Source organism: Citrobacter sp. KH_055_1 (genome assembly GCF_057838705.1).
Window position 1 is genome coordinate 3,136,281 of the sequence record NZ_CM174473.1, and the last position, 20,762, is coordinate 3,157,042.

Below are 20,762 nucleotides of genomic sequence, written 5' to 3' on the forward strand. Positions count from 1 at the left end.
GCGGCTGCGCTTTTGGCATCATTGCTCAGGAAATATTAATGGAGGAAATGGGTCTCAGTACCGCTGTTTTGCACATCTTCTTCAGCGTTAAATAACAGTTGATGCGCCCCGGCTTCAAGGATCACCATGGATATCTGCTCTTCGCTCTGGCGAACAAAACATTCGAACTGCTCAAACGTGACGCCCGGCACAACGTATAAAGACTGGCAAACCACCAGCTTTGGCAGATTATCATCCTGCATGTCCAGAAAGGCTTTCACCGTCAGCGAACTGGCATTAATGGATGACAGATCGGCGGCCAACGGCAGCAACGCCGATGGCCTGACTTCCGCCATCGCAGAGAACAGAATGACGTTATCCACCAAATCAATTTTCGCATCAAAGATGCCGTCAAAGTTTTGCATATGAGGTAAATGCAGCGCCTGACAGGTATCGCATTCAAAAAAACTCATGCCCAGGTCGTCGAGCCATTGACGCAACGTATCCAGAGTGGGAACGACCAGTGATGTCATAATAATGTGCGACCTCTTTCGATGAAAAAATTACCGGCACAGCTTACGCAAAAAGACCGCGTCATACCACGATCGCCATCGATATTGCGTTCAGCCGCCGATTTTAAGACAAAATTCCGGAGTTGCATGACGTTCGATCCACTTGATCATCCGTCCGGCAATATCAACCCCCGTGGTTTTCTCCACGCCTTCAAGCCCCGGAGAAGCGTTAACTTCCATGACCAGCGGCCCGCGGTCTGCGCGCAAAATATCAACGCCAGCCACATCCAGGCCCATGGTTCGGGCAGCTTTTATCGCGATATCCCTTTCACGCGTCGTAATATTGGCAATACTGGCCACGCCACCGCGATGGAGATTAGAACGAAAATCGCCCTCTTTAGCCCGACGCTCAATAGCGGCCACCACCTCGTCCCCTACGACAAAACAGCGAATATCCCGCCCTTTGGCCTCTTTAATATATTCCTGCACCAGAATATGTGCGTTCAGTCCTCGAAATGCATCCACGACGCTCTCCGCGGCCTGACGCGTTTCGGCCAGCACCACACCGATACCCTGCGTGCCTTCTACCAGCTTCACCACCAACGGTGCGCCGCCGACCATATCAATCATGTCGCTGGTATCGTCCGGTGAGTGCGCGATTCCGGTAATCGGGAGATCGATTCCCTGACGTGCCAGCAGTTGCAATGAGCGCAGCTTATCGCGCGCACGGGTGATCGCCACTGACTCATTCAACGGATAACTCCCTAACATCTCGAACTGGCGCAACGCCGCCGTACCGTAAAAGGTAATCGCCGAGCCGATTCGTGGGATGACCGCATCAAAATGAGGGAGCTGGCGGCCCTTGTAATGAATCGAAGACGCCGCCGGACTAATGTTCATATAACAGGAAAGGGGATCGATAATTTCAACCAGGTGACCGCGCTGCATCGCCGCTTCACGCAGGCGCTTACAAGAATAGAGCGTTCCGTCCCGGGACAAAATGGCAATTTTCACCCTGCACCTCTCTGAAAGACCTGCTGAAAGCCGGCGTATCATACACCGGGTTAAAATCTTTAGCGCGTAGCCCATCCCTGTTTGTGCAAATATTCCAGAATAAAGGGGCGATTTTCTTTGATGATGGTGCGGCGAATATGATCGCTCCAGGTATCACGACGCGTGTTGCTGCCACGGGTCAGATAATACTGCGCAAGCTGTTCATCATAGTGAGCCAGGGCGTCCTTATCGAGCGGCTGGTATTGATTTTCATGCACCACAATGGCCGCAGGCAGCCGTGGCTTGATATCGGGATTATCTGCAGGCCAACCGAGACACAGACCAAACAGCGGCAGAACATGCTGCGGCAGTTTCAGTAACTCAGTTACCGATGCGATATTGTTGCGCAGTCCGCCAATATATACACCACCAAGCCCCAGCGACTCTGCAGCCGTCAGCGCATTTTGCGCCATCATCGCCGTGTCAACCACGCCCAGCAGCAGTTGTTCTGCCAGTCCCAGCTGTGCGTCAGGGCAAATCTGTAAATGACGGTTAAAATCGGCGCAGAACACCCAGAATTCGGCAGCCTTCGCCACGTGCGGCTGCCCACCCGACAACGTCACCAGCGACTCTCGCAGGGCCTTATCCGTCACCCGAATAATCGTGCTGCACTGTAAAAAACTGGAGCTCGAGGTGCCTTGCGCGGCAGCTATAATCGCCTCGCGCTGCGCATCCGAAATCGACGCCTCGGTGAAATGGCGAATAGAACGGTGGCTGCGAAGTAAATCAATGGTTGGAGTCATCTCTTTTTTCTCTGGCTGAACGGGAAGATACGCTGGATGTTCGCGACATCAGCTGCGGCGCCAACAGTTGCGCAATGCGCCACATTAAAAACACAGCGGCGGGAAGCATCAACAAAACCCCCAGAAAAATCATCACCACACAGGCCAATGGACTGTTAAGCGGCGCGGGTAAGGTGAGGAAATCGTTAAGCGACAATAGCGCCAGCGCTAACGACACCATACCGATCGTTTCCAGAATCAATATGCTTTTAGGTAACACACCCACAGTGCGCATACGTGGCCTCCCGGCGAAGTGGCTCGTAGTATAAAACGTTCCGAGTTCTCATGTTTAACAGATATAGCGTAGATGTATCAAAGCAACAGGCCGAACCTACTTTCCATCCGACATAAATCGCGGCATCATACAGTCATTCGCCATCTGGCCTGATAAGTTCGAGGAGAGTGAGATGTTTGCTGTTATTTTTGGTCGCCCAGGGTGCCCGTATTGCGTGCGCGCAAAAGAATTGGCAGAAAAATTAAGCAATGAGCATGAAGATTTTAACTTCCGCTACATTGATATTCATGCTGAAGGGATCTCAAAAGCCGATCTGGAAAAGACGGTTGGTAAGCCGGTAGAGACCGTACCGCAGATTTTTGTCGATCAGAAACACATCGGCGGCTGCACGGATTTCGAAGCATGGGCAAAAGAGAATGTGAATCTGTTCGCCTGATTGCCGTCTCTACGCCCTCCACTGGAGGGCGTAATCAGTGTTTTTTCCGCTGCTGATGCTGATTAAATAGGCTACTGATAAACAGAAAACACAATGCGCCAAGCGCGCACCAGAACACCGCACTAAACAACCATGCAAGCTCTTGCCACAGCGAACGCGTAGGCATAAACACAAATCGCATCAATAACAAACAACACGGTGCCGCCAGCATTGCACCGAGAAGAGGTCTAAGCACCTCACGACGATGGGAAAAAAAGCTGGCCGCTGCTCCTGGCAATATAAAAAACAACAACCCAACCTCAGGATGCCCAGCCGCCTTAAATGCTCCTTTCACGTTCAGCGTCAATGAAAGACACACCACAATAAAAAGCACAAAGCAGCAGATCGCACCCGCCCAACCTTGCCTATGTTTCAATCGTTCCTCCTGACACTCTCTATCGAACACTCTTTTCGCCCAAAGGCGTCCAGTCAGATAAAGTCGTTCGGCATTCCATGCCAAAAACGCACTCACACGATTCTTATAGCCGTTGAAACGTAATGAGATTAAACTAGCCGCATATATCGTCATGCTGCTTTATTTGGGGCTGTGTACGATGCTGTCGCCCCTTAATTTCTGGCAAAAACATTAGCGTAAATTGCCATTTCTTTCAATAGCTTACTAGTAAACAAGAAGTTAGTCTCCGTGAATATAAACGTCGCAGATTTGTTAAATGGGAATTACATCCTGTTATTATTTGTGGTCCTGGCGCTGGGGCTGTGTCTGGGGAAATTACGCCTGGGTACAGTCCAACTCGGTAATTCCATTGGCGTTTTAGTAGTCTCCCTATTATTAGGCCAGCAGCACTTTAGTATTAACACTGATGCTTTAAATCTCGGCTTTATGCTGTTTATTTTTTGCGTCGGCGTCGAAGCTGGTCCCAACTTTTTTTCGATTTTTTTTCGCGATGGGAAAAATTACCTAATGCTTGCTCTGGTCATGGTCGGCAGCGCAATGCTGATCGCCCTGGGACTGGGTAGGCTATTTGGCTGGGACATCGGCCTGACTGCTGGCATGCTGGCAGGTTCAATGACCTCCACGCCGGTGCTGGTCGGCGCAGGTGACACATTGCGCCATTCAGGGATGACAGGAACACAGCTGTCAACGGCTCTTGATAACCTGAGCCTCGGTTACGCACTGACTTATCTGATCGGACTGGTCAGCCTGATTGTCGGCGCACGCTACCTGCCAAAACTGCAGCATCAGGATTTGCAAACCAGCGCCCAACAAATCGCCCGTGAACGTGGCCTCGACACCGACGCCAACCGTAAGGTCTATCTGCCTGTGATCCGCGCCTATCGTGTCGGTCCGGAACTGGTTGCCTGGGCTGATGGTAAAAATCTGCGTGAGCTGGGTATCTATCGCCAGACCGGTTGTTATATCGAGCGTATCCGTCGCAACGGCATTCTGGCTAACCCGGACGGCGACGCCGTACTGCAGATGGGCGATGAAATTGCCTTAGTGGGCTACCCGGATGCACATGCCCGCCTCGACCCCAGTTTCCGTAACGGCAAAGAAGTGTTCGATCGCGACCTGCTCGATATGCGCATCGTCACCGAAGAGATTGTGGTGAAAAACCACAATGCCGTCGGTCGTCGTCTGGCGCAGTTAAAACTGACCGATCACGGCTGCTTCCTTAACCGCGTGATCCGTAGCCAGATTGAAATGCCGATTGATGACAACGTCGTGCTCAATAAAGGTGATGTGTTGCAGGTCAGCGGCGATGCCCGCCGCGTAAAGACCATTGCAGACCGTATCGGCTTTATTTCAATACACAGCCAGGTCACCGACCTGCTGGCCTTCTGCGCTTTCTTTATCATCGGCCTGATGATTGGGATGATCACCTTCCAGTTCAGTAATTTCAGCTTTGGCATCGGAAACGCAGCTGGCCTGCTGTTTGCCGGTATTATGCTTGGCTTCCTGCGCGCCAACCACCCGACGTTTGGCTACATCCCACAGGGTGCGCTGAACATGGTGAAAGAGTTTGGCCTGATGGTCTTTATGGCGGGCGTCGGCTTAAGCGCAGGCAGCGGTATTGGCAACGGCCTCGGTGCAGTCGGCGGACAAATGCTGGTTGCGGGCCTGATTGTCAGCCTGGTGCCGGTGGTTATCTGTTTCCTGTTCGGCGCTTACGTATTGCGCATGAACCGCGCCCTGCTGTTTGGCGCCATGATGGGCGCACGAACCTGTGCACCGGCGATGGAAATCATCAGCGACACCGCGCGCAGCAACATCCCTGCTTTAGGTTATGCAGGCACCTATGCTATTGCCAACGTCTTGCTGACGCTGGCGGGGACACTGATCGTCATCGTCTGGCCTGGCCTCGGTTAAAATTTACCCTTTTATGAAATTTTTTTGCAGATAAGCAGAACTTTTCTTCAAAGTGTCAGTCATAACTATTGCCACTGCTTTTCTTTGATGTCCCCAATTTGTGGAGCCCATCAACCCCGCCGTTTTGGTTCAAGGTTGATGGGTTTTTTGTTGCCTGAAATTCGCCTCCCCTACCTATTCCGTCGACCCATTTGCATCATGCTGGTTATGGCACATACTTTTACACAGTGCTTTTGGTGATGGGGTGCGCAATGTTACTTGCAGGCAGAGTTGCGGTGATCTTCGGGGGCAGCGGTGCAATAGGGTGTGCGGTTGCGCAGGTGATGGCACGCGAAGGGGCACATGTGTTCCTGGGTGCACGCAACCAGCAAAAGCTCGACCAGGCAGCGGGCCGCATTCGCGCATCGGGCGGCACAGCCGACACCTTTACCATCGATGTGCTCGACGAGCAGCCGACAACTGAGCAGGTTATGCACCTTGCCCAGAAAACCGGGGGGATTGACGTGGTGGTCAATGCCACCGGCTTTATGCACGATCAGGGTAAACGTATTGACGAATTATCCCTGGCGGAGTTTATGAGTGGTTTCACCCCTTTCCTCACGGCGCAGTTTAACATCTCAAAAGCCGTCACGCCACATATGGGCGGCGAGCGTGCGGGAGCCATCATCACCATTGTAGCCCCGGCGGCGTCCATGGCGATGCCCGGGCACCTGGGCCATATTGTTGGGTGTGCGGGAATCGAGGCGTTTATTAAAGCGCTCGCCAGCGAGCTTGGCCCACGGAATATCCGCGTCCTCGGCGTGCGGTCGCATGCCATTGTTGATGCAGTGCAGTCGGGATCGTATACCGGGGAAATATTCGCCGCAAAAGCGCAGTCAATGGGGTTAACCGTCGAGCAATGGCTTGGTGGAGCCGCACAAAGTACGATGCTTAAGCGTCTGCCAACGCTGGCACAAATCGCCGAGGTCACAACATTTCTGGCATCAAACCACGCCAGTGCGATGACCGCGACGGTAGTAAATGTCACCGGGGGCGCAACCGTCAGTTGATAAGCTGTGTCAGTACTACGACAGCCCGGCGATGCGCTCAACCATCACCAGGATATCGTCTCGCTGCAGCGGTTTTTTATCGGTCACAAAATGCAGCGTCATGCCTTCAATAAAGGCATCCAGCGCACGGGCCGTGGCGGGGTCAAACCACTGCTCTAAGGTTTGTTGACTGCGTTGCATCCAGTTTTGCATCACCGTTTTCAACGCCGGTTTACGGCTGGCGAAAGCGTACAACTGGTACATAATCTCCATGTTATCCGGTGTGGTGACCTGCGAACTGTAAATCATCTCGGTAATGGCATGACAGGCCTGTGGCGCATCCATCACGTCCATAAAAAATGCCTGATATTGCCGCGACATAGTTTCGGTAAAATGACCGAATGCCTCCATCAGAAGCTCATCGATTCCCGAAAAATAATAGGTCATTGAACCCAACGGCACCTGCGCAATCGTTGCAATCTTACGATGCGTAACTGCATGAATACCATAAGTTATTACTGCGTCCAGCGTAGCCTGAACTATTTTTTCCCGCCGTTGTGGATCGTTCGCGCGTCGCACCGCATTTCCTCTTCTTGCATTTGTGTACAAATGTACACAACCTTGCTAATGTTGTCTCCTTTCCTCATTTCTTTGGCTCGAATTCATGACTGGCATCTCATCACGCAAAGCCTTAAGACGCCGAACCTGGGCGCTGTTTATGTTTTTCTTTTTACCAGGATTATTAATGGCTTCCTGGGCAACGCGTACCCCAGCCATCAGAGATATCCTCTCCGTTTCTACCGCTGAAATGGGGGCAGTATTATTTGGACTCTCTATTGGTTCGATGAGTGGCATTCTTTGTTCGGCCTGGCTAGTGAAACGATTTGGCACGCGGAAAGTGATCCGCACCACCATGTCATGTGCGGTTGTTGGTATGGCGATCCTTAGCGTGGCGCTATGGCTACATTCCGCCTGGCTATTTGCGTTTGGGCTGGGGGTTTTTGGTGCCAGCTTTGGTGCCGCAGAGGTTGCCATTAACGTCGAAGGTGCAGCGGTTGAGCGTGAGATGAACAAAACCGTGCTGCCGATGATGCATGGTTTTTATAGCCTCGGCACCCTGGCAGGCGCAGGCGTCGGGATGGTGCTCACCGCCTTTAGCGTTCCCGCCAATTCGCATATTCTGCTGGCGGCGCTGGTGGCCATTGCGCCAATATTTATCGCCATCAAAGCAATTCCTGACGGCACCGGTAAAAATGCCGCTGATGGTTCTCACTCAGCCGAAAAAGGGCTGCCCTTTTACCGCGATATCCAGCTGTTGCTCATCGGCGTCGTGGTGCTGGCGATGGCGTTTGCCGAAGGTTCCGCCAACGACTGGCTTCCATTACTGATGGTTGATGGGCACGGATTTAGCCCGACCTCCGGCTCGCTGATTTATGCCGGCTTTACGCTGGGCATGACCGTTGGGCGGTTTACCGGCGGCTGGTTTATCGATCGCTACAGCCGCGTTGCGGTCGTGCGTGCCAGTGCGTTAATGGGCGCGCTGGGTATTAGCCTGATTATCTTTGTCGACAGTTCGTGGGTCGCAGGTGTGTCCGTTATCCTGTGGGGACTCGGTGCGTCGCTGGGCTTCCCGTTGACTATTTCAGCCGCCAGCGATACCGGCCCCGATGCACCAACCCGCGTGAGCGTTGTAGCAACCACCGGTTATCTGGCCTTTCTGGTCGGGCCGCCGCTGCTGGGCTATCTGGGTGAACACTATGGCCTGCGCAGCGCCATGCTGGTGGTGCTGGCGCTGGTGCTGGTTGCGGCCATCGTCGCGAAGGCTGTCGCCAAACCAGACGTTAAAAATACCCCTGTGACGGAGAACAGCTAATGGCTATTAAGTTAATTGCAGTCGACATGGACGGCACCTTTTTAAGTGACCAAAAGACCTACAACCGTGAACGGTTTATGGCGCAGTACCGTCAGATGCAAGCTCAGGGGATCCGCTTTGTGGTCGCCAGCGGTAACCAGTACTACCAACTGATCTCTTTTTTCCCCGAGCTGGCCGAGGAAATCTCTTTTGTGGCGGAAAACGGCGGTTGGGTCGTTAGCGAAGGGGAAGATGTGTTTAACGGCGAGCTGGCTAAAGACGATTTTCAGACCATCGTGGATCATCTGCTAACGCGCACCGACATTGACATTATTGCCTGCGGAAAAAACAGCGCCTACACCCTGAAGCACTACAGCGACGAGCTAAAATCCGTCGCCGCCATGTACTACCACCGCCTCGAATTTGTTGATAATTTCAACAACATCAACGATGTATTTTTCAAATTCGGGCTGAATATCTCTGAAAAACAGATCCCGCAGGTTCAGTCTGCACTGCATGACGCGATTGGCGACATTATGGTTCCAGTGCATACCGGCTACGGCAGCATCGATTTAATTATCCCTGGCGTACATAAAGCAAACGGTCTGCGTCTGCTGCAACAGCGCTGGAATATTCGCGATGAGGAAGTCGTGGCGTTTGGTGATGGCGGTAATGATATTGAGATGCTGCGTCAGGCGGGATTCAGTTTTGCGATGGCTAATGCCAACGATACCGTGGCCCGTGCGGCAAAATATCGTGCGGGGTCGAATAACGAAGAAGGCGTACTGGATATTATCGACCGGGTGCTAAAAAACGACACACCGTTTACGCAATAACATCTCAGCACAGACGGCAACAAAAGAATGGCATGATCTCTTCATAATCCGCGTCACATTAACCCGCTGGATAAATATCTCCAGTGAATATTTTCAGGTGATCTGATGATGAAGAAAAGTGTACTAATAGCGGCAATATTGCTGGGGTTTGCGGGAACTGCACTGGCGCAAAGCGTCACCGTTGATGTACCAAGCGGTTATAAAGTTGTCGTGGTTCCTTCTTCCGTGAGCGTTCCCCAGGCGGTCAGCGTGGCCACTGCGCCACAAACGGTTTATGTTGCTCCTGCACCCGTTTATCGTGCACATCCTTATGCACGGCATGTCGCCAGCGTAGGCGAAGGGATGGTTATTGAGCATCAGATTGACGATCACCACTAAGTTCGCGTAAAGCCCGGGCAGCCGTCAACGCCTCATCGATTTTCAGCCGGACCAGGGTGTCGCTTCAGCTCTCTGGCTTTCAGCTATATCCGTTTTGCTGTTCAGAGATATTCAAGTAAAAGCGCAGGTAGACAGGTGTGGGCTGGTCCGGCTGAAAATTGCCGACGTGTTTCCGTAAGGCCGGGAGAGCCAGCATGGATGCTGGCTCAGGGCGCGTTTTGCAGGGACGCTACCTCGCGCCCGGCCCGATAGCCCCGAGGAATAAGCGGAGGGGATTGCGAAGCAACAATTTTCCTGCCGGGAGCCGGGATTGTAAAGGGCGTGGCGAAGAACGCCCTTTACACGTTCACAGGAATCAGTGCCTCAGAGAAACGATGAACATGAGGTGAACGGAACCCTTTCTCTGAGAGAGCATATTCATCCCCCCCGCCGCCAACACATGTTGATGCTTTCTGATACCGAGACGTTAACTGAACGGTATTACGGATAGCCGGGCTTTATCCTTCCCGTGAATCCCCTACCCGCTTATCTTTCAGGAAAATAAACATCAGCGCCAGCCACAGTATCCCGCTGGCCAGATTAAACAGGCTAAACAGGCCGTTACCGCCGAGTAAATAAGCATGTTTGCTCAGCTCAATACCAACGGTAAAAATCAGCATCTGCAGCATGCCCATCGCGGCGGAAACCGTCCCTTTACTCATGTCGCTGGCAAACAGCGTCAGGCGTACCAGCCCGGCATTCGCCACGCCAATCCCAAACGCATAAACACTCAGCCCTGCCGTCATCCACAAATAGGCATGGGAAGAAACCACCGTGGCCGCCGCGGCAATAATCAGCCCCACGGCGATCGGCCAGCCACCCATAATAATCAGCGACCGTACCGTGCGTCGTGCGGTCAGGCGCGCCAGCACGAGGTTACCGGCGATCAGCGCACCAAAAATCGGCACCTGTAGCAGACCATATTCATAGCTGCTCAGCTGTTCACCGCTAATAATGATAATCGGGGATTGAGCGATCCACGCCAGCAACGGCAGACTGACAAAGCCCAACGCCAGGGCACCGGCGACAAAACGCACGTTCTTCAGCACCAGCTTGTAGTCTTTGCCCAGCTCTTTAATCGACAGCGTTTCACCCAGTCGGGTCGCGGTTTCAGGCATCGCGCGCTGCAGGCCAACAAAGGCGATGGCGGCCAGTACCGCAAACAGCACAAACATCCCTTCCCACGGCAGCACGTGCACCCAGGCTGCGCCGACCAGCGGGCCCAGCAACGGGGCAATCAGCGCCACGTTCGCCATCAGGGCGGTAATTTTAATGCATACCGCCTCTTCAAAGGATTCCTGAATCGCGGCATAGCCCACCGCGCCAATAAAGCACAGGCTAATGCCCTGCAAAAAGCGCAGGAAAGTGAATTGTTCAATGTTCTGCGCAAACAGCGTCGCAAGGCAGGTAACAATGAACCACACCACACCGGTTAACATCACCGGCCGACGACCAATACGATCCGACAGCGGTCCTAATAGCCACTGCAAAAACATGCCGCCTGCCAGGTACGCAGTCATGGAGGTGGGAACCCAGTCTAATCCAGCCTGATATTGCTCCACCACCGCCAACATACCGGGCTGGATCATATCGTTGCCGATATACGTAGAGAATTCGTAAAGCACCAGACAGAGAGGGAAAAGTAATGCCTGACGCCCCAGTCGGGCGCCTGAAGATAAACGGTTGTGCATGCAGTCTCTTAACCAATGAAAAAACGCGCAAAGTGTAATAAATGCGCCGGACTGGTGATAGTGAATTATGTGATTTGGCCGCAAAATGCGCACATTTTTACACTCAGTTTCACAATGCACTTTTGCTTTAAGGTTAATTTAAGTTGAACCCGTTATCATGCTCTATAGACGTCATTAATTATCTTAAAAATAGTCATTTAGCTGACAAATAAGACAACACCGCTTTTTATCCCGCTAAAGCGAACTTATGCTCTGCCTGATGGGACTCTTTTAACTACTGTCGTGAATCTGGATGTTATGCTGGAAAATCTGAACAACTCGCTATTTTACCTGATCAACGCCACGCCGGACTCTGCGCAATGGGCGATCGCGTTTGCCATCTTTATTGCTAAAGATCTGATCAGCATCGTGCCGTTGTTAGCTGTAATCCTGTGGCTTTGGGGCCCGCGCGACCACGTGACGACTCAGCGCAAACTGGTGATCAAAATGGCGCTGGCAATAATTGTAAGCCTGGTCATTTCATGGCTGATAGGACATCTGTTCCCGCACGATCGCCCGTTTGTTAACCACATCGGCTACAACTTCTTGCACCATGCACCTGATGACTCTTTCCCAAGCGATCACGGCACCGTTATTTTCACCTTTGCACTGGCCTTTATATTCTGGCATCGCCTGTGGTCTGGCGCCCTGTTTATGGCGATTGCCGTGGCGATCGCCTGGTCACGAGTGTACCTCGGCGTACACTGGCCGCTGGATATGCTGGGTGGGTTCCTGGCAGCGTTAATCGGCTGCCTGAGCGCCCAGATGATCTGGCAACGGTTCGGCACCTCGCTGTATTCCGCGTTGCAGGCCTGCTATCGCACCTGCTTCGCACTGCCGATCCGTAGAGGCTGGGTGCGTGACTAATCCACGGTAAAAAGAGTAGTATTAAGCGCGCGATATGAAACGCTTATTCTACTCACCAGAGGAACTATGGAAACACGACGCGACGAGCGTATTGGTCAATTGCTGCAGGCGCTGAAACGCAGCGATAAATTACACCTTAAAGAAGCCGCGACGCTACTTGGCGTATCTGAGATGACCATCCGTCGCGACCTGAATAATAACGATGCCCCGGTCGTGTTGCTGGGGGGATATATTGTTCTGGAACCCCGTAGCGCCAGCCATTACTTAATCAGCGACCAAAAGTCCCGGCTGGTGGATGAGAAACGTCGCGCGGCCCAACAAGCTGCGAGCCTCGTTCAAGCGCATCAGACGATCTTTTTTGACTGCGGCACCACCACGCCGTGGATCATTGAAGCTATTGATAACGATCTGCCTTTCACCGCGATTTGCTACTCGCTGAATACCTTTCTGGTACTCCAGGAAAAACCGCTGTGTCGCGTCATCCTATGTGGCGGTGAATTCCACGCCAGCAACGCTATTTTCAAACCACTCGATTTCCAGGAAACGCTGAACAACCTGTGCCCGGATATCGCGTTTTATTCTGCGGCTGGCGTACACATTGACAAAGGTGCAACCTGTTTTAACCTGGAAGAACTACCGGTGAAGCATTGGGCGATGTCGATGGCGCAGTATCATGTACTGGTGGTGGATCACAGCAAGTTTGGTAAGGTGCGTCCCGCTCGGATGGGTAATCTGAAACGCTTTGATAGCATCATTAGCGATACCCGTCCTGACGATGAGTTTGTTGATTACGCAAAAGCGCAGCACATTAAACTGGTGTACTGAAATGACATTGCCGGACGCACAAACGCTGTCCGGCAATAACGGTGATTAAGAGAACCAGCCACCAAACCACTGGTGGAATTTCATCATCACAAAGTCCCACATCCGGCTAAAGAAACCGCCCTCTTCAACGGCCTCCATCACCATCAGCGGACGCTGTTCAATGGATTTCCCGTTCAGCTGGAAGTCGATCGTCCCGACAACCTGGCCTTTCTTCAGTGGCGCGGTTAATTGCGGTTCGGTCAGTGTAAAGCTGGCTTTCAGATTTTTAAGCTGACCGCGCGGAATAGTCACCGAACCGGCTTCGCCTGCGCCCAGGTTAACTTCACTCTTATCGCCGAACCAGACGCGCTGGGTCACAAAGGTGGCATCCGGTTTAATCGGCGTGACCGTTTCAAAGAAGCGGAAGCCCCACGTCAGCAGCTTCTCTGACTCATTGAATCGAATACGGTCGGTTTTCGCTCCCAGCACTACCGAGATCAGGCGCATATCGCCCTGGGTGGCGGAAGCCACCAGGTTATAACCCGCGCCCGTCGTGGTGCCCGTTTTCATCCCGTCCACGTTCAGGTTGGTGCTCCACAGCAGGCGGTTGCGGTTCGGTTGGCGAATTTTATTAAAGGTAAACTCTTTTTCTTTATGAATGGCGTACTCTTCCGGCACATCGTGGATGAGTGCTTTACCGAGCAAGGCCATGTCGCGCGCGGTACTGAACTGCCCCGGCGCATCCAAACCATGCACCGTCTGGAAGGTGGTATTCGTCAGTCCCAGCTTTTGCGCATAGCCGTTCATCAAACCAATAAAGGATTCCTGGCTGCCAGCCACGTAATCTGCCAGCGCGATACATGCATCATTACCCGACTGAATAATAATGCCTTTGTTCAGATCGGAGACCGCTACCTGATCGCCGGGTTTCAGGAACATCACTGAAGACCCACGCAGAGCCGGGTTGCCCGTCGCCCAGGCATCTTTTCCTACGGTAACCATGTCGTTCAGGTTAATTTTCCCGGCCTTCAGCGCCTGGCCAACCACATAGCTGGTCATGATCTTGGTCAGACTGGCTGGATCCAATTTCTCATCAGCATTGCCCTCCGCCAGCACCTTGCCGCTGGCGTAATCCATTAAGATCCACGCGCGCGCATCCACGCTCGGCGGCGCGGTGGGTTGCTCTACCGCCTGTGCGGTCGGTGCCAAAAGGAATAACAGCGCTGAACCTGCGGCGAAACTGCGAAGGGAAGAGAAGTATTGCGTCATAAATGCCACCCGAGTATCCATTCCAAAAAACCACGTCATAACACACCATGTTTACACAAACTGCATCGGCCAAACCCGCGCAGAAGCGGCCTGATGGATGACGTGTAAAATAAGTGCGGTGAGTAATAACGCACTAACGAGCTTAAAGAAACCGTAAGTTGGTAAAGTTTTTAAAGTTTATGCAATAACACTGCGCTGCGCCGCTTTCATCACGATTTTTTTACGTGTTGTTGCGTAAATATTAGGTTTACCCCACCATGTAACGGGTTTAATACCGAATGCAGCCATCAAGCTGCTCAATGATTACGCGGGGTTACTATGATTACACTGTGGGGTCGCAATAACTCGACCAACGTGAAAAAAGTGTTGTGGACGCTCGAAGAACTGGAACTGCCGTATAACCAAATACTGGCGGGCGGGCAGCACGGTATCAACCGAGATGCTGACTACCTGGCGATGAATCCAAACGGTCTGGTCCCCCTGCTACGCGATGATGAAACCGACGTTTTACTGTGGGAATCCAATACCATCGTCCGCTATCTGGCCGCCCAATACGGGCAAAAACGGCTGTGGATCGATGCCCCGGCAAAACGTGCAGAAGGCGAAAAATGGATGGACTGGGCTAACCAGACGCTAAGCCCTGCTCATCGGGTCATCTTATTTGGTCTGGTCAGAACACCGGCAGAACAACGCGACCAGGCGGCCATTGACGCAGGCGCGAAGGTTTGCGACAACCTGTTTGCCATGCTCGACAACGCGCTGGCCGACCAACAGTGGTTCTCCGGGGACGAGTTTGGTACCGGCGATATCGCCATCGCCCCGTTTATCTACAACCTGTTTAACGTTGGCCTGAGCTGGACCGAACGTCCTCACCTTGAGCGTTGGTACCAGCAGCTTACCGAACGTCCAGCGTTCCAAAAAGCGGTGATGATCCCGGTCAGCTGATGCTGCAGCGCTGCGGCTACCGGGGGCTCACCTTCAGTAGTTGCCCGTCGGACTCGTCGGTTAACACATACAAATAACCGTCTGGTCCGACACGCACATCGCGGATCCGCTGTCCTCTTTCGCGTAAAATACGCCCGTCCTCAGTAACCTGATTCCCGTTAACGCTTAAAACGATCACATCCTGGTCTTTTAACGCGCCAATAAACACCTTCTGCCGCCACTGCGCAAAGGTATCGCTATTGTAAAAAGCCATCCCGCTGACCGCCGGCGACTTTTCCCAGTAGAAAACAGGCTGTTCCGTACCCTCAACAATTCCACCTTTAGCCTCAGGTATTTTTAAACCGCTGTAGTTCATCCCCCAGGTCGCTAACGGCCAGCCGTAGTTTTTGCCTTTCTCGGGGATATTAATTTCGTCGCCACCGCGCGGGCCATGTTCGTTGAGCCACAGCGTGTCACTCCAGGGATTCATCGCCATCCCCTGTGGATTACGGATGCCATAGGACCAAATCTCAGGTCGAGCACCGGCCTGGTTCACAAATGGATTATCCGGCGGAATGCTGCCCTCATCGGTCAGTCGCACCACCTTACCCTGCAGCTTGTCCAGATCCTGAGCGGTAGCGCGCTGGTTATTTTCACCCAGACCAATAAACAGGTGGCCTTTACCGTCAAACACCATGCGGCCACCAAAATGGTTGCCGGTTGAAAGTTTTGGCATCTGGCGAAAAACCGTCTGGAACGCCTGCAGATGTTTGAGATCGTCGCTCAGTCGTCCATAACCGACTGCCGTACCGGCCTTACCCTCATGGTCGGCTTCAGCAAAGCTGAGCCAAACCCGCCGGGAACGTTCAAAATCCGGGGCGAGCACCACATCGAGTAACCCCCCCTGACCGTGCGCCCAAACCTTTGGTACCCCGGTTAGCGGATCGGAAAGTCCTTCCCCCGCCTGCCATAGTCGCAACTGTCCACCCCGCAGCGTGAGTAATATGCCGCGGTTGTCAGGTAAAAAGGCCAAGGACCAGGGGTGATCAAGTTTGGTTTGCAGCACCTCAACCTTCAGCGCAGACGGTTCAGCACTGGTGTGAGGGGCAAACAGTAACAGTGGGGCCGCACAGAGAAAGAGTCGCCGCATAACACCTCCTTAATGGCTCTGCATAAAGCGTAGCCAGCAAGGGGCAATTTCCCGCAACTTTTACACAATCTTAACGAAAAGGGGGAGCGCCCTCCCCCGGATTCAGACATGTTCCAGCGTTGAGTACATTTGTAAACACTGGATACTCAGCGTCAGCGTTGTCAGGCAGTTTTCCAGTTTCTCTGCGTTAACGGCGATAAAGGTCGGACAATCGTGATGTCCGCTCATCAGACAAACAGCCGCGGCGGCTAACGCGCCTTCAGCACGGCGCAGGGCATTCCACTCTTCCTGGTCAAGATGCATACCGTGGAGCTGTGATTGGTCATCATGCAGTTCGCGATTCAGTGCAAAAAAATTATCACGCAGACGATCGCTCTCACTCACTGACATATAGCCTTTCGCTTTCCTCAACAACAGATAAGCGGCGAGATCGATACGGGCGTTTATCAACTTGTTGAGAAGATCGGTTCTCAGTCTGTCAACGACCATACTTTGTTCCTCCTCTTTCCAACCATGGTGCAACTTAATAGTATGGTCGTTTTTTGAACAAATTGATGTTCCACGTCAATAAACCCTAATTGATTAACATTATTTACAATGTTACAACGCACAGAGAAACCGTCTGTTTCTGACGTAGCGATAATTTTTTGCTATACCTGATGGGGTTACTGTCGCGACACGGATGATGAGGGGTCTATGTCAAAAGCAAATGATGCCGAGAAGATACGCACGCTATCAAAGATAGACCTGAATCTGCTCACCATTTTCTGTTTAATTTATAGCGTAGGGAGCATTACCCGCGTCGCCGATATGCTGAATATTTCTCCCTCGGCTGTCAGTCAGTCGTTAAAAAAACTGCGCGAACTGATGGGAGATAATCTTTTTGTTCGCAGCGGCAATGCGTTATTACCGACCGTCTATTCCGACGAGCTTTACGACAATGCAATCCCGATTATTGATAAACTGTCGCTGCTAATGCCACATACTTCCCCGGCATCCAGAAAAAGGCTCACGCTGTATACGGAATCGTTTATTTCACCGATCGTTATTCCCGACGTCACGGAAAAAATAATCAGCAATAATGCGGATATCAGTCTCCTGCATCTTACCGCTGATTTAAATGAGCAGAGTATTATCGAACTGCTCACGATGCGGCAGGCTGATGTTGTTTTTTCTACCTTTTCCGTGGAATCAGGCAGTATTTCCTGTCACAAAATATGTGATATGCGGCTGGTACTGGCAGCGTCACAAAATAATACGTTGTATGGTCATTCGATCAGTGAGGAAATGTTCAGAAGTGCCAATCTGGTGGGCTACAACACTAAAAACGAGAAAATAATTTATCACCGCAGCATCGTGGATAAAAAATTCAGAACCGGGGATCGCTGCCTGCTAACCTCTTCTTTTACCGCGATCCTCACGATTGTCGCGAATACCCAATGTTTAGGGGTGATCCCGGAAAAAGTCTTCGCCACGCATGCGCCACTTTATGGCCTGAAAAAAATCAATACGCCGTTCCCGTTACCGCAATTCAGTATTTTTGCCTCATCGCGCAAAGAAACCAATACCCATAAGCTCCTGGCGCCAATTCTCGCCGATTTACAAGCATCCTCCCTGTTCTGAAAACCAGGGAGAACACCCGTTGTGATTAAGGGTTAGACATGGATCCGGGTAATACGCCAAATATTATCGGCGTATTCCTGTACCGTTCTGTCCGACGAGAAGTACCCCATATTGGCAATATTATGCAGCGTTTTCGTCGTCCACTCACGGGGAGTACGATACAACTCATCCACAGAGTCCTGGCAATCAACATAGCGGCGATAATCCGCTAACACCTGATAATGGTCACCAAAGTTGATCAATGAATCGAGGATGTTGCGATACCGCCCAGGATCCTGTGGACTAAACAGGCCGGTGCCAATTTGCGTCAGTGCCTGATGCAGTTCGGCATCATTCTCAAAAATCGTTCTTGGGTTATAGCCGTCACGTCGTAAGGCGTCGACTTCCTGCGCCGTATTACCAAAGATAAAGATGTTATCTTCGCCGACATATTCCTGCATTTCAATATTCGCCCCGTCCAGCGTGCCAATGGTCAACGCACCATTTAAGCCAAACTTCATATTGCTGGTACCGGAAGCCTCGGTCCCTGCCAGTGAAATTTGCTCGGAAAGGTCAGCCGCCGGAATAATTAGCTGCGCCAGGCTGACGCTGTAATCCGGGATAAACACCACCTTCAGCTTGCCGCCGATTTGTGGATCGTTATTCACCCGCTGTGCCACGTCATTTATTAAGCGAATAATCTGTTTCGCCATGTGGTACGACGAAGCAGCCTTACCGGCAAAGATATTCACACGAGGAACCCAGTTTTCCTCCGGTGCAGCTTTAATACGGTTGTAGCGTGTAATCACGTGGAGCACGTTCAATAATTGACGCTTGTACTCGTGAATACGCTTCACCTGTACATCAAACAGGGCCGCAGGATCCACCACCACCCCGTACTGGGTGGCAATATGGTGCGCCAGCCGCTGTTTATTTTTGTGCTTCGCGCGATGCACCGCGTCGTTCACGCTTGGATAATCAATATACTGTTTCAGATCAGCAAGCTGCATCAGGTTAGTGCGCCAGTTCTGACCGATATTCTCATCCAGTACTTTTGCCAGCGGCGGGTTCGCCAATGCCAGCCAGCGACGGGCCGTCACGCCATTCGTGACATTAGTAAACCGCATCGGGAAGATACGCGCAAAATCAGCAAACAGTGATTCCGTCATCAATTTTGAATGTAATGCCGACACGCCGTTCACTTTATGACTGACCACGACGGCCAGCCAGGCCATCCGCACCACCCGGCCATGCGATTCATCAATTAACGAGACCCGTTTAAGCAGCTCACTGTCATCATGATATTTATCCGCCACGGATTTCAGGAAGCGATCGTTAATTTCAAAAATAATTTGCAAATGGCGCGGCAGGATCCGGCTCAGCATCTCTACCGGCCATGTTTCCAGCGCTTCACTCATCAAAGTGTGGTTGGTATAGGAGAAAATCTGACAAGTCACGTCAAACGCATCATCCCATGCAAATTGATGATTGTCGATTAACAGACGCATCAATTCCGGGATCGCCAGAACCGGGTGGGTATCATTAAGGTGAATCGCGATTTTATCAGCCAGATTATGATAAGTTTTGTGCAGTTGATAATGCCGGCTCAATATGTCCTGAATGGTCGCTGAGGCCAAAAAATAAGCCTGGCGTAGGCGCAGCTCGCGCCCGGCGTCGGTGGAGTCATCCGGGTACAGCACCCGCGAGATCTTTTCAAAATGGTATTTGTTTTCCACTTCAACGGTAAAATCATCATTCAGATTTACTTTGCCTGAATTGACTTCACTATTAACCTGCACATTCCACAAGCGCAATGTATTGGTGCTGTCGGTGTTATAACCTGGGACAATCTGGTCATGCGCTACGGCCAGAATATCCTCGGTCTCAATCCAGCGGACTTTGCTGCCTTCCTGCTGAACACGACCGCCAAAGCGCACTTTATAGTGGGTATTATGACGCTTAAATTCCCACGGATTTCCGTATTCTAGCCAATAGTCCAGCGACTCCTTCTGCACCCCATTAACGATATTTTGTTTGAACATACCGTAGTTGTAACGGATACCGTAACCGCATCCCGGTAAACCCAACGTGGCCAGCGAGTCAAGGAAACAGGCCGCCAGACGTCCGAGACCACCATTGCCAAGCCCTGGATCGTTTTCTTCGTCAATCAGCTCTTCCAGATCCAGCCCCATGGCCTCGAGCGCGCTGTTCACTTCGTCATAAATCCCCAGAGACAGCAGCGCATTCGACAATGTACGCCCAATCAGAAACTCCATCGACAGGTAATAAACCTGACGGGCATCCTGAGAGAATTGCGCCCGGTTTGAACGATGCCAGCGTTCAACCATGCGATCGCGCACGGCATATAGCGTAGCGTTTAACCATTCACGTTTAGTGGCAATGGCCGGATCTTTACCAATGGTAAATAAGAGTTTATTGGCAATATCATCCCTGAGTTTATCAACATCAATTTCGGCGGCTGTAGGAAGTGGGGAAATATACATATCAGCGTGACCTCGTAGAATCGGACAGGGGCAGAAAAATAAAATAAAAATAAAGCACAAATAAATTTATGAGCGTTGATTCTTTTGCGGACTCACTTCATGACGAGTAATAGAATGAAGTTCATTCATTAATAAGCGCCAGCTTAAACCAGTGGCGAGCGAAATATAATATAAGCTCACACCATTAGCATAAAGGGTTCTCGCCATTTTAAGTTTTGACTGCAAAGCAATATCTTTCAAATTTAACCTCATGAATAACGCTCGACATATTAAATTTAGAAGACTTCTTCTCTATAGCCAAGAAGTGACACTTAAAGCCGGAATTAGACTCTCTAAATACCTTGCTCCTGCCGATAAGCCAATTACCGGTACTCCCCATTTAGAGCGTCCGGCTTATGAACATCAAAGATAGAT

Annotated in this window: 21 protein-coding genes; 10 read left to right on the top strand and 11 right to left on the bottom strand. The window is 51.6% G+C overall.

Annotation, left to right across the window (positions count from 1 at the left end):
- Positions 1 to 35: 35 nt before the first annotated feature.
- The 4 genes from AC3ITF_RS14875 to AC3ITF_RS14890 all read right to left on the bottom strand — a co-directional run bounded on the left by AC3ITF_RS14875 (position 36) and on the right by AC3ITF_RS14890 (position 2,561).
- A complete protein-coding gene (locus AC3ITF_RS14875) occupies positions 36 to 512 on the bottom strand; it encodes a type III secretion system chaperone family protein (protein ID WP_096757709.1) in 477 nt (158 codons plus the stop codon).
- A gap of 90 nt (positions 513 to 602) precedes the next feature.
- The gene (gene rimK / locus AC3ITF_RS14880; RefSeq protein ID WP_117341700.1) at positions 603 to 1,505 is read right to left on the bottom strand and encodes a 30S ribosomal protein S6--L-glutamate ligase; all 903 of its coding nucleotides are present in this window, start codon (positions 1,503 to 1,505) and stop codon (positions 603 to 605) included.
- Between the two features lie 59 nt (positions 1,506 to 1,564).
- Positions 1,565 to 2,287, bottom strand: coding sequence for a nitroreductase NfsA (nfsA, locus tag AC3ITF_RS14885; RefSeq protein WP_115258961.1), 723 nt, complete (start codon positions 2,285 to 2,287; stop codon positions 1,565 to 1,567).
- Positions 2,271 to 2,561 carry a DUF1418 family protein gene (locus tag AC3ITF_RS14890; RefSeq protein ID WP_489175799.1) on the bottom strand — a complete coding sequence of 97 codons (291 nt, stop codon included), beginning with the start codon at positions 2,559 to 2,561 and terminating at the stop codon, positions 2,271 to 2,273. The genes nfsA and AC3ITF_RS14890 overlap by 17 nt, the downstream gene beginning before the upstream one ends.
- A gap of 172 nt (positions 2,562 to 2,733) precedes the next feature.
- Between AC3ITF_RS14890 and AC3ITF_RS14895 the strand changes: the two genes are divergently transcribed.
- A complete protein-coding gene (locus AC3ITF_RS14895; RefSeq protein ID WP_096757713.1) occupies positions 2,734 to 2,997 on the top strand; it encodes a GrxA family glutaredoxin in 264 nt (87 codons plus the stop codon).
- 34 nt (positions 2,998 to 3,031) lie between these two features.
- Here AC3ITF_RS14895 and AC3ITF_RS14900 read toward each other — a convergent pair whose 3' ends face one another.
- Positions 3,032 to 3,412 carry an inner membrane protein YbjM gene (locus AC3ITF_RS14900; protein ID WP_096759440.1) on the bottom strand — a complete coding sequence of 127 codons (381 nt, stop codon included), beginning with the start codon at positions 3,410 to 3,412 and terminating at the stop codon, positions 3,032 to 3,034.
- 267 nt (positions 3,413 to 3,679) lie between these two features.
- Here AC3ITF_RS14900 and AC3ITF_RS14905 point away from each other — a divergent pair, with 267 nt between their 5' ends.
- Together AC3ITF_RS14905 and AC3ITF_RS14910 are read left to right on the top strand one after the other, a co-directional pair.
- Positions 3,680 to 5,365: an aspartate:alanine antiporter gene (locus tag AC3ITF_RS14905; protein WP_115258963.1), complete on the top strand. Its 1,686-nt coding sequence runs from the start codon at positions 3,680 to 3,682 to the stop codon at positions 5,363 to 5,365.
- 251 nt (positions 5,366 to 5,616) lie between these two features.
- Positions 5,617 to 6,414, top strand: a complete 798-nt coding sequence (locus AC3ITF_RS14910; protein ID WP_181539878.1) for an SDR family NAD(P)-dependent oxidoreductase — start codon at positions 5,617 to 5,619, stop codon at positions 6,412 to 6,414.
- Positions 6,415 to 6,429: 15 nt separating this feature from the next.
- Here AC3ITF_RS14910 and AC3ITF_RS14915 read toward each other — a convergent pair whose 3' ends face one another.
- Positions 6,430 to 6,972, bottom strand: a complete 543-nt coding sequence (locus AC3ITF_RS14915; RefSeq protein WP_115258965.1) for a TetR/AcrR family transcriptional regulator — start codon at positions 6,970 to 6,972, stop codon at positions 6,430 to 6,432.
- 85 nt (positions 6,973 to 7,057) lie between these two features.
- Here AC3ITF_RS14915 and AC3ITF_RS14920 point away from each other — a divergent pair, with 85 nt between their 5' ends.
- The 3 genes from AC3ITF_RS14920 to AC3ITF_RS14930 all read left to right on the top strand — a co-directional run bounded on the left by AC3ITF_RS14920 (position 7,058) and on the right by AC3ITF_RS14930 (position 9,459).
- Positions 7,058 to 8,266: an MFS transporter gene (locus AC3ITF_RS14920; RefSeq protein WP_489175800.1), complete on the top strand. Its 1,209-nt coding sequence runs from the start codon at positions 7,058 to 7,060 to the stop codon at positions 8,264 to 8,266.
- On the top strand, positions 8,266 to 9,081 hold the full coding sequence (locus AC3ITF_RS14925; RefSeq protein ID WP_489175801.1) for a Cof-type HAD-IIB family hydrolase: 816 nt from the start codon (positions 8,266 to 8,268) through the stop codon (positions 9,079 to 9,081). The genes AC3ITF_RS14920 and AC3ITF_RS14925 overlap by 1 nt, the downstream gene beginning before the upstream one ends.
- Before the next feature lie 108 nt (positions 9,082 to 9,189).
- Positions 9,190 to 9,459: a hypothetical protein gene (locus AC3ITF_RS14930; protein ID WP_370317147.1), complete on the top strand. Its 270-nt coding sequence runs from the start codon at positions 9,190 to 9,192 to the stop codon at positions 9,457 to 9,459.
- A gap of 497 nt (positions 9,460 to 9,956) precedes the next feature.
- Here the strand turns inward: AC3ITF_RS14930 and AC3ITF_RS14935 are convergent, their stop codons facing one another.
- On the bottom strand, positions 9,957 to 11,189 hold the full coding sequence (locus AC3ITF_RS14935; protein ID WP_096757721.1) for an MFS transporter: 1,233 nt from the start codon (positions 11,187 to 11,189) through the stop codon (positions 9,957 to 9,959).
- Between the two features lie 297 nt (positions 11,190 to 11,486).
- On the opposite strand from AC3ITF_RS14935, the gene ybjG reads away from it, so the two are divergent.
- A complete protein-coding gene (gene ybjG / locus AC3ITF_RS14940) occupies positions 11,487 to 12,095 on the top strand; it encodes an undecaprenyl-diphosphate phosphatase (protein WP_181517383.1) in 609 nt (202 codons plus the stop codon).
- Between the two features lie 66 nt (positions 12,096 to 12,161).
- Complete coding sequence (gene deoR, locus AC3ITF_RS14945; RefSeq protein WP_115258969.1) at positions 12,162 to 12,920, top strand: DNA-binding transcriptional repressor DeoR; 759 nt, start codon at positions 12,162 to 12,164, stop codon at positions 12,918 to 12,920.
- A gap of 45 nt (positions 12,921 to 12,965) precedes the next feature.
- Here deoR and dacC read toward each other — a convergent pair whose 3' ends face one another.
- The gene (dacC, locus tag AC3ITF_RS14950; protein ID WP_115259972.1) at positions 12,966 to 14,168 is read right to left on the bottom strand and encodes a serine-type D-Ala-D-Ala carboxypeptidase; all 1,203 of its coding nucleotides are present in this window, start codon (positions 14,166 to 14,168) and stop codon (positions 12,966 to 12,968) included.
- A 318-nt stretch (positions 14,169 to 14,486) separates the two neighbouring features.
- Here dacC and AC3ITF_RS14955 point away from each other — a divergent pair, with 318 nt between their 5' ends.
- Complete coding sequence (locus AC3ITF_RS14955; RefSeq protein WP_117341693.1) at positions 14,487 to 15,113, top strand: glutathione S-transferase family protein; 627 nt, start codon at positions 14,487 to 14,489, stop codon at positions 15,111 to 15,113.
- 16 nt (positions 15,114 to 15,129) lie between these two features.
- Here AC3ITF_RS14955 and AC3ITF_RS14960 read toward each other — a convergent pair whose 3' ends face one another.
- Both AC3ITF_RS14960 and bssR read right to left on the bottom strand, forming a co-directional pair.
- Positions 15,130 to 16,242, bottom strand: a complete 1,113-nt coding sequence (locus tag AC3ITF_RS14960; RefSeq protein WP_115258970.1) for a PQQ-dependent sugar dehydrogenase — start codon at positions 16,240 to 16,242, stop codon at positions 15,130 to 15,132.
- A gap of 102 nt (positions 16,243 to 16,344) precedes the next feature.
- Positions 16,345 to 16,731, bottom strand: a complete 387-nt coding sequence (bssR, locus tag AC3ITF_RS14965; protein WP_096757726.1) for a biofilm formation regulator BssR — start codon at positions 16,729 to 16,731, stop codon at positions 16,345 to 16,347.
- A gap of 207 nt (positions 16,732 to 16,938) precedes the next feature.
- Here bssR and AC3ITF_RS14970 point away from each other — a divergent pair, with 207 nt between their 5' ends.
- Positions 16,939 to 17,865, top strand: a complete 927-nt coding sequence (locus tag AC3ITF_RS14970) for a LysR family transcriptional regulator (RefSeq protein ID WP_115258971.1) — start codon at positions 16,939 to 16,941, stop codon at positions 17,863 to 17,865.
- A 32-nt stretch (positions 17,866 to 17,897) separates the two neighbouring features.
- Here the strand turns inward: AC3ITF_RS14970 and glgP are convergent, their stop codons facing one another.
- The gene (gene glgP / locus AC3ITF_RS14975) at positions 17,898 to 20,348 is read right to left on the bottom strand and encodes a glycogen phosphorylase (protein ID WP_489175802.1); all 2,451 of its coding nucleotides are present in this window, start codon (positions 20,346 to 20,348) and stop codon (positions 17,898 to 17,900) included.
- Positions 20,349 to 20,762 lie beyond the last annotated feature (414 nt).

Coding starts and splice junctions, on each gene's coding strand:
- AC3ITF_RS14910 (WP_181539878.1), top strand. CDS start 5,617: ATGTTACTTGCAGGCAGAGTTGCGGTGATCTTCGGGGGCAGCGGTGCA.
- AC3ITF_RS14895 (WP_096757713.1), top strand. CDS start 2,734: ATGTTTGCTGTTATTTTTGGTCGCCCAGGGTGCCCGTATTGCGTGCGC.
- AC3ITF_RS14955 (WP_117341693.1), top strand. CDS start 14,487: ATGATTACACTGTGGGGTCGCAATAACTCGACCAACGTGAAAAAAGTG.
- dacC (WP_115259972.1), bottom strand. CDS start 14,168: ATGACGCAATACTTCTCTTCCCTTCGCAGTTTCGCCGCAGGTTCAGCG.
- AC3ITF_RS14935 (WP_096757721.1), bottom strand. CDS start 11,189: ATGCACAACCGTTTATCTTCAGGCGCCCGACTGGGGCGTCAGGCATTA.
- AC3ITF_RS14970 (WP_115258971.1), top strand. CDS start 16,939: ATGTCAAAAGCAAATGATGCCGAGAAGATACGCACGCTATCAAAGATA.
- AC3ITF_RS14925 (WP_489175801.1), top strand. CDS start 8,266: ATGGCTATTAAGTTAATTGCAGTCGACATGGACGGCACCTTTTTAAGT.
- nfsA (WP_115258961.1), bottom strand. CDS start 2,287: ATGACTCCAACCATTGATTTACTTCGCAGCCACCGTTCTATTCGCCAT.
- AC3ITF_RS14930 (WP_370317147.1), top strand. CDS start 9,190: ATGAAGAAAAGTGTACTAATAGCGGCAATATTGCTGGGGTTTGCGGGA.
- AC3ITF_RS14890 (WP_489175799.1), bottom strand. CDS start 2,561: ATGCGCACTGTGGGTGTGTTACCTAAAAGCATATTGATTCTGGAAACG.
- AC3ITF_RS14875 (WP_096757709.1), bottom strand. CDS start 512: ATGACATCACTGGTCGTTCCCACTCTGGATACGTTGCGTCAATGGCTC.
- bssR (WP_096757726.1), bottom strand. CDS start 16,731: ATGGTCGTTGACAGACTGAGAACCGATCTTCTCAACAAGTTGATAAAC.
- glgP (WP_489175802.1), bottom strand. CDS start 20,348: ATGTATATTTCCCCACTTCCTACAGCCGCCGAAATTGATGTTGATAAA.
- AC3ITF_RS14920 (WP_489175800.1), top strand. CDS start 7,058: ATGACTGGCATCTCATCACGCAAAGCCTTAAGACGCCGAACCTGGGCG.
- ybjG (WP_181517383.1), top strand. CDS start 11,487: ATGCTGGAAAATCTGAACAACTCGCTATTTTACCTGATCAACGCCACG.
- deoR (WP_115258969.1), top strand. CDS start 12,162: ATGGAAACACGACGCGACGAGCGTATTGGTCAATTGCTGCAGGCGCTG.
- AC3ITF_RS14960 (WP_115258970.1), bottom strand. CDS start 16,242: ATGCGGCGACTCTTTCTCTGTGCGGCCCCACTGTTACTGTTTGCCCCT.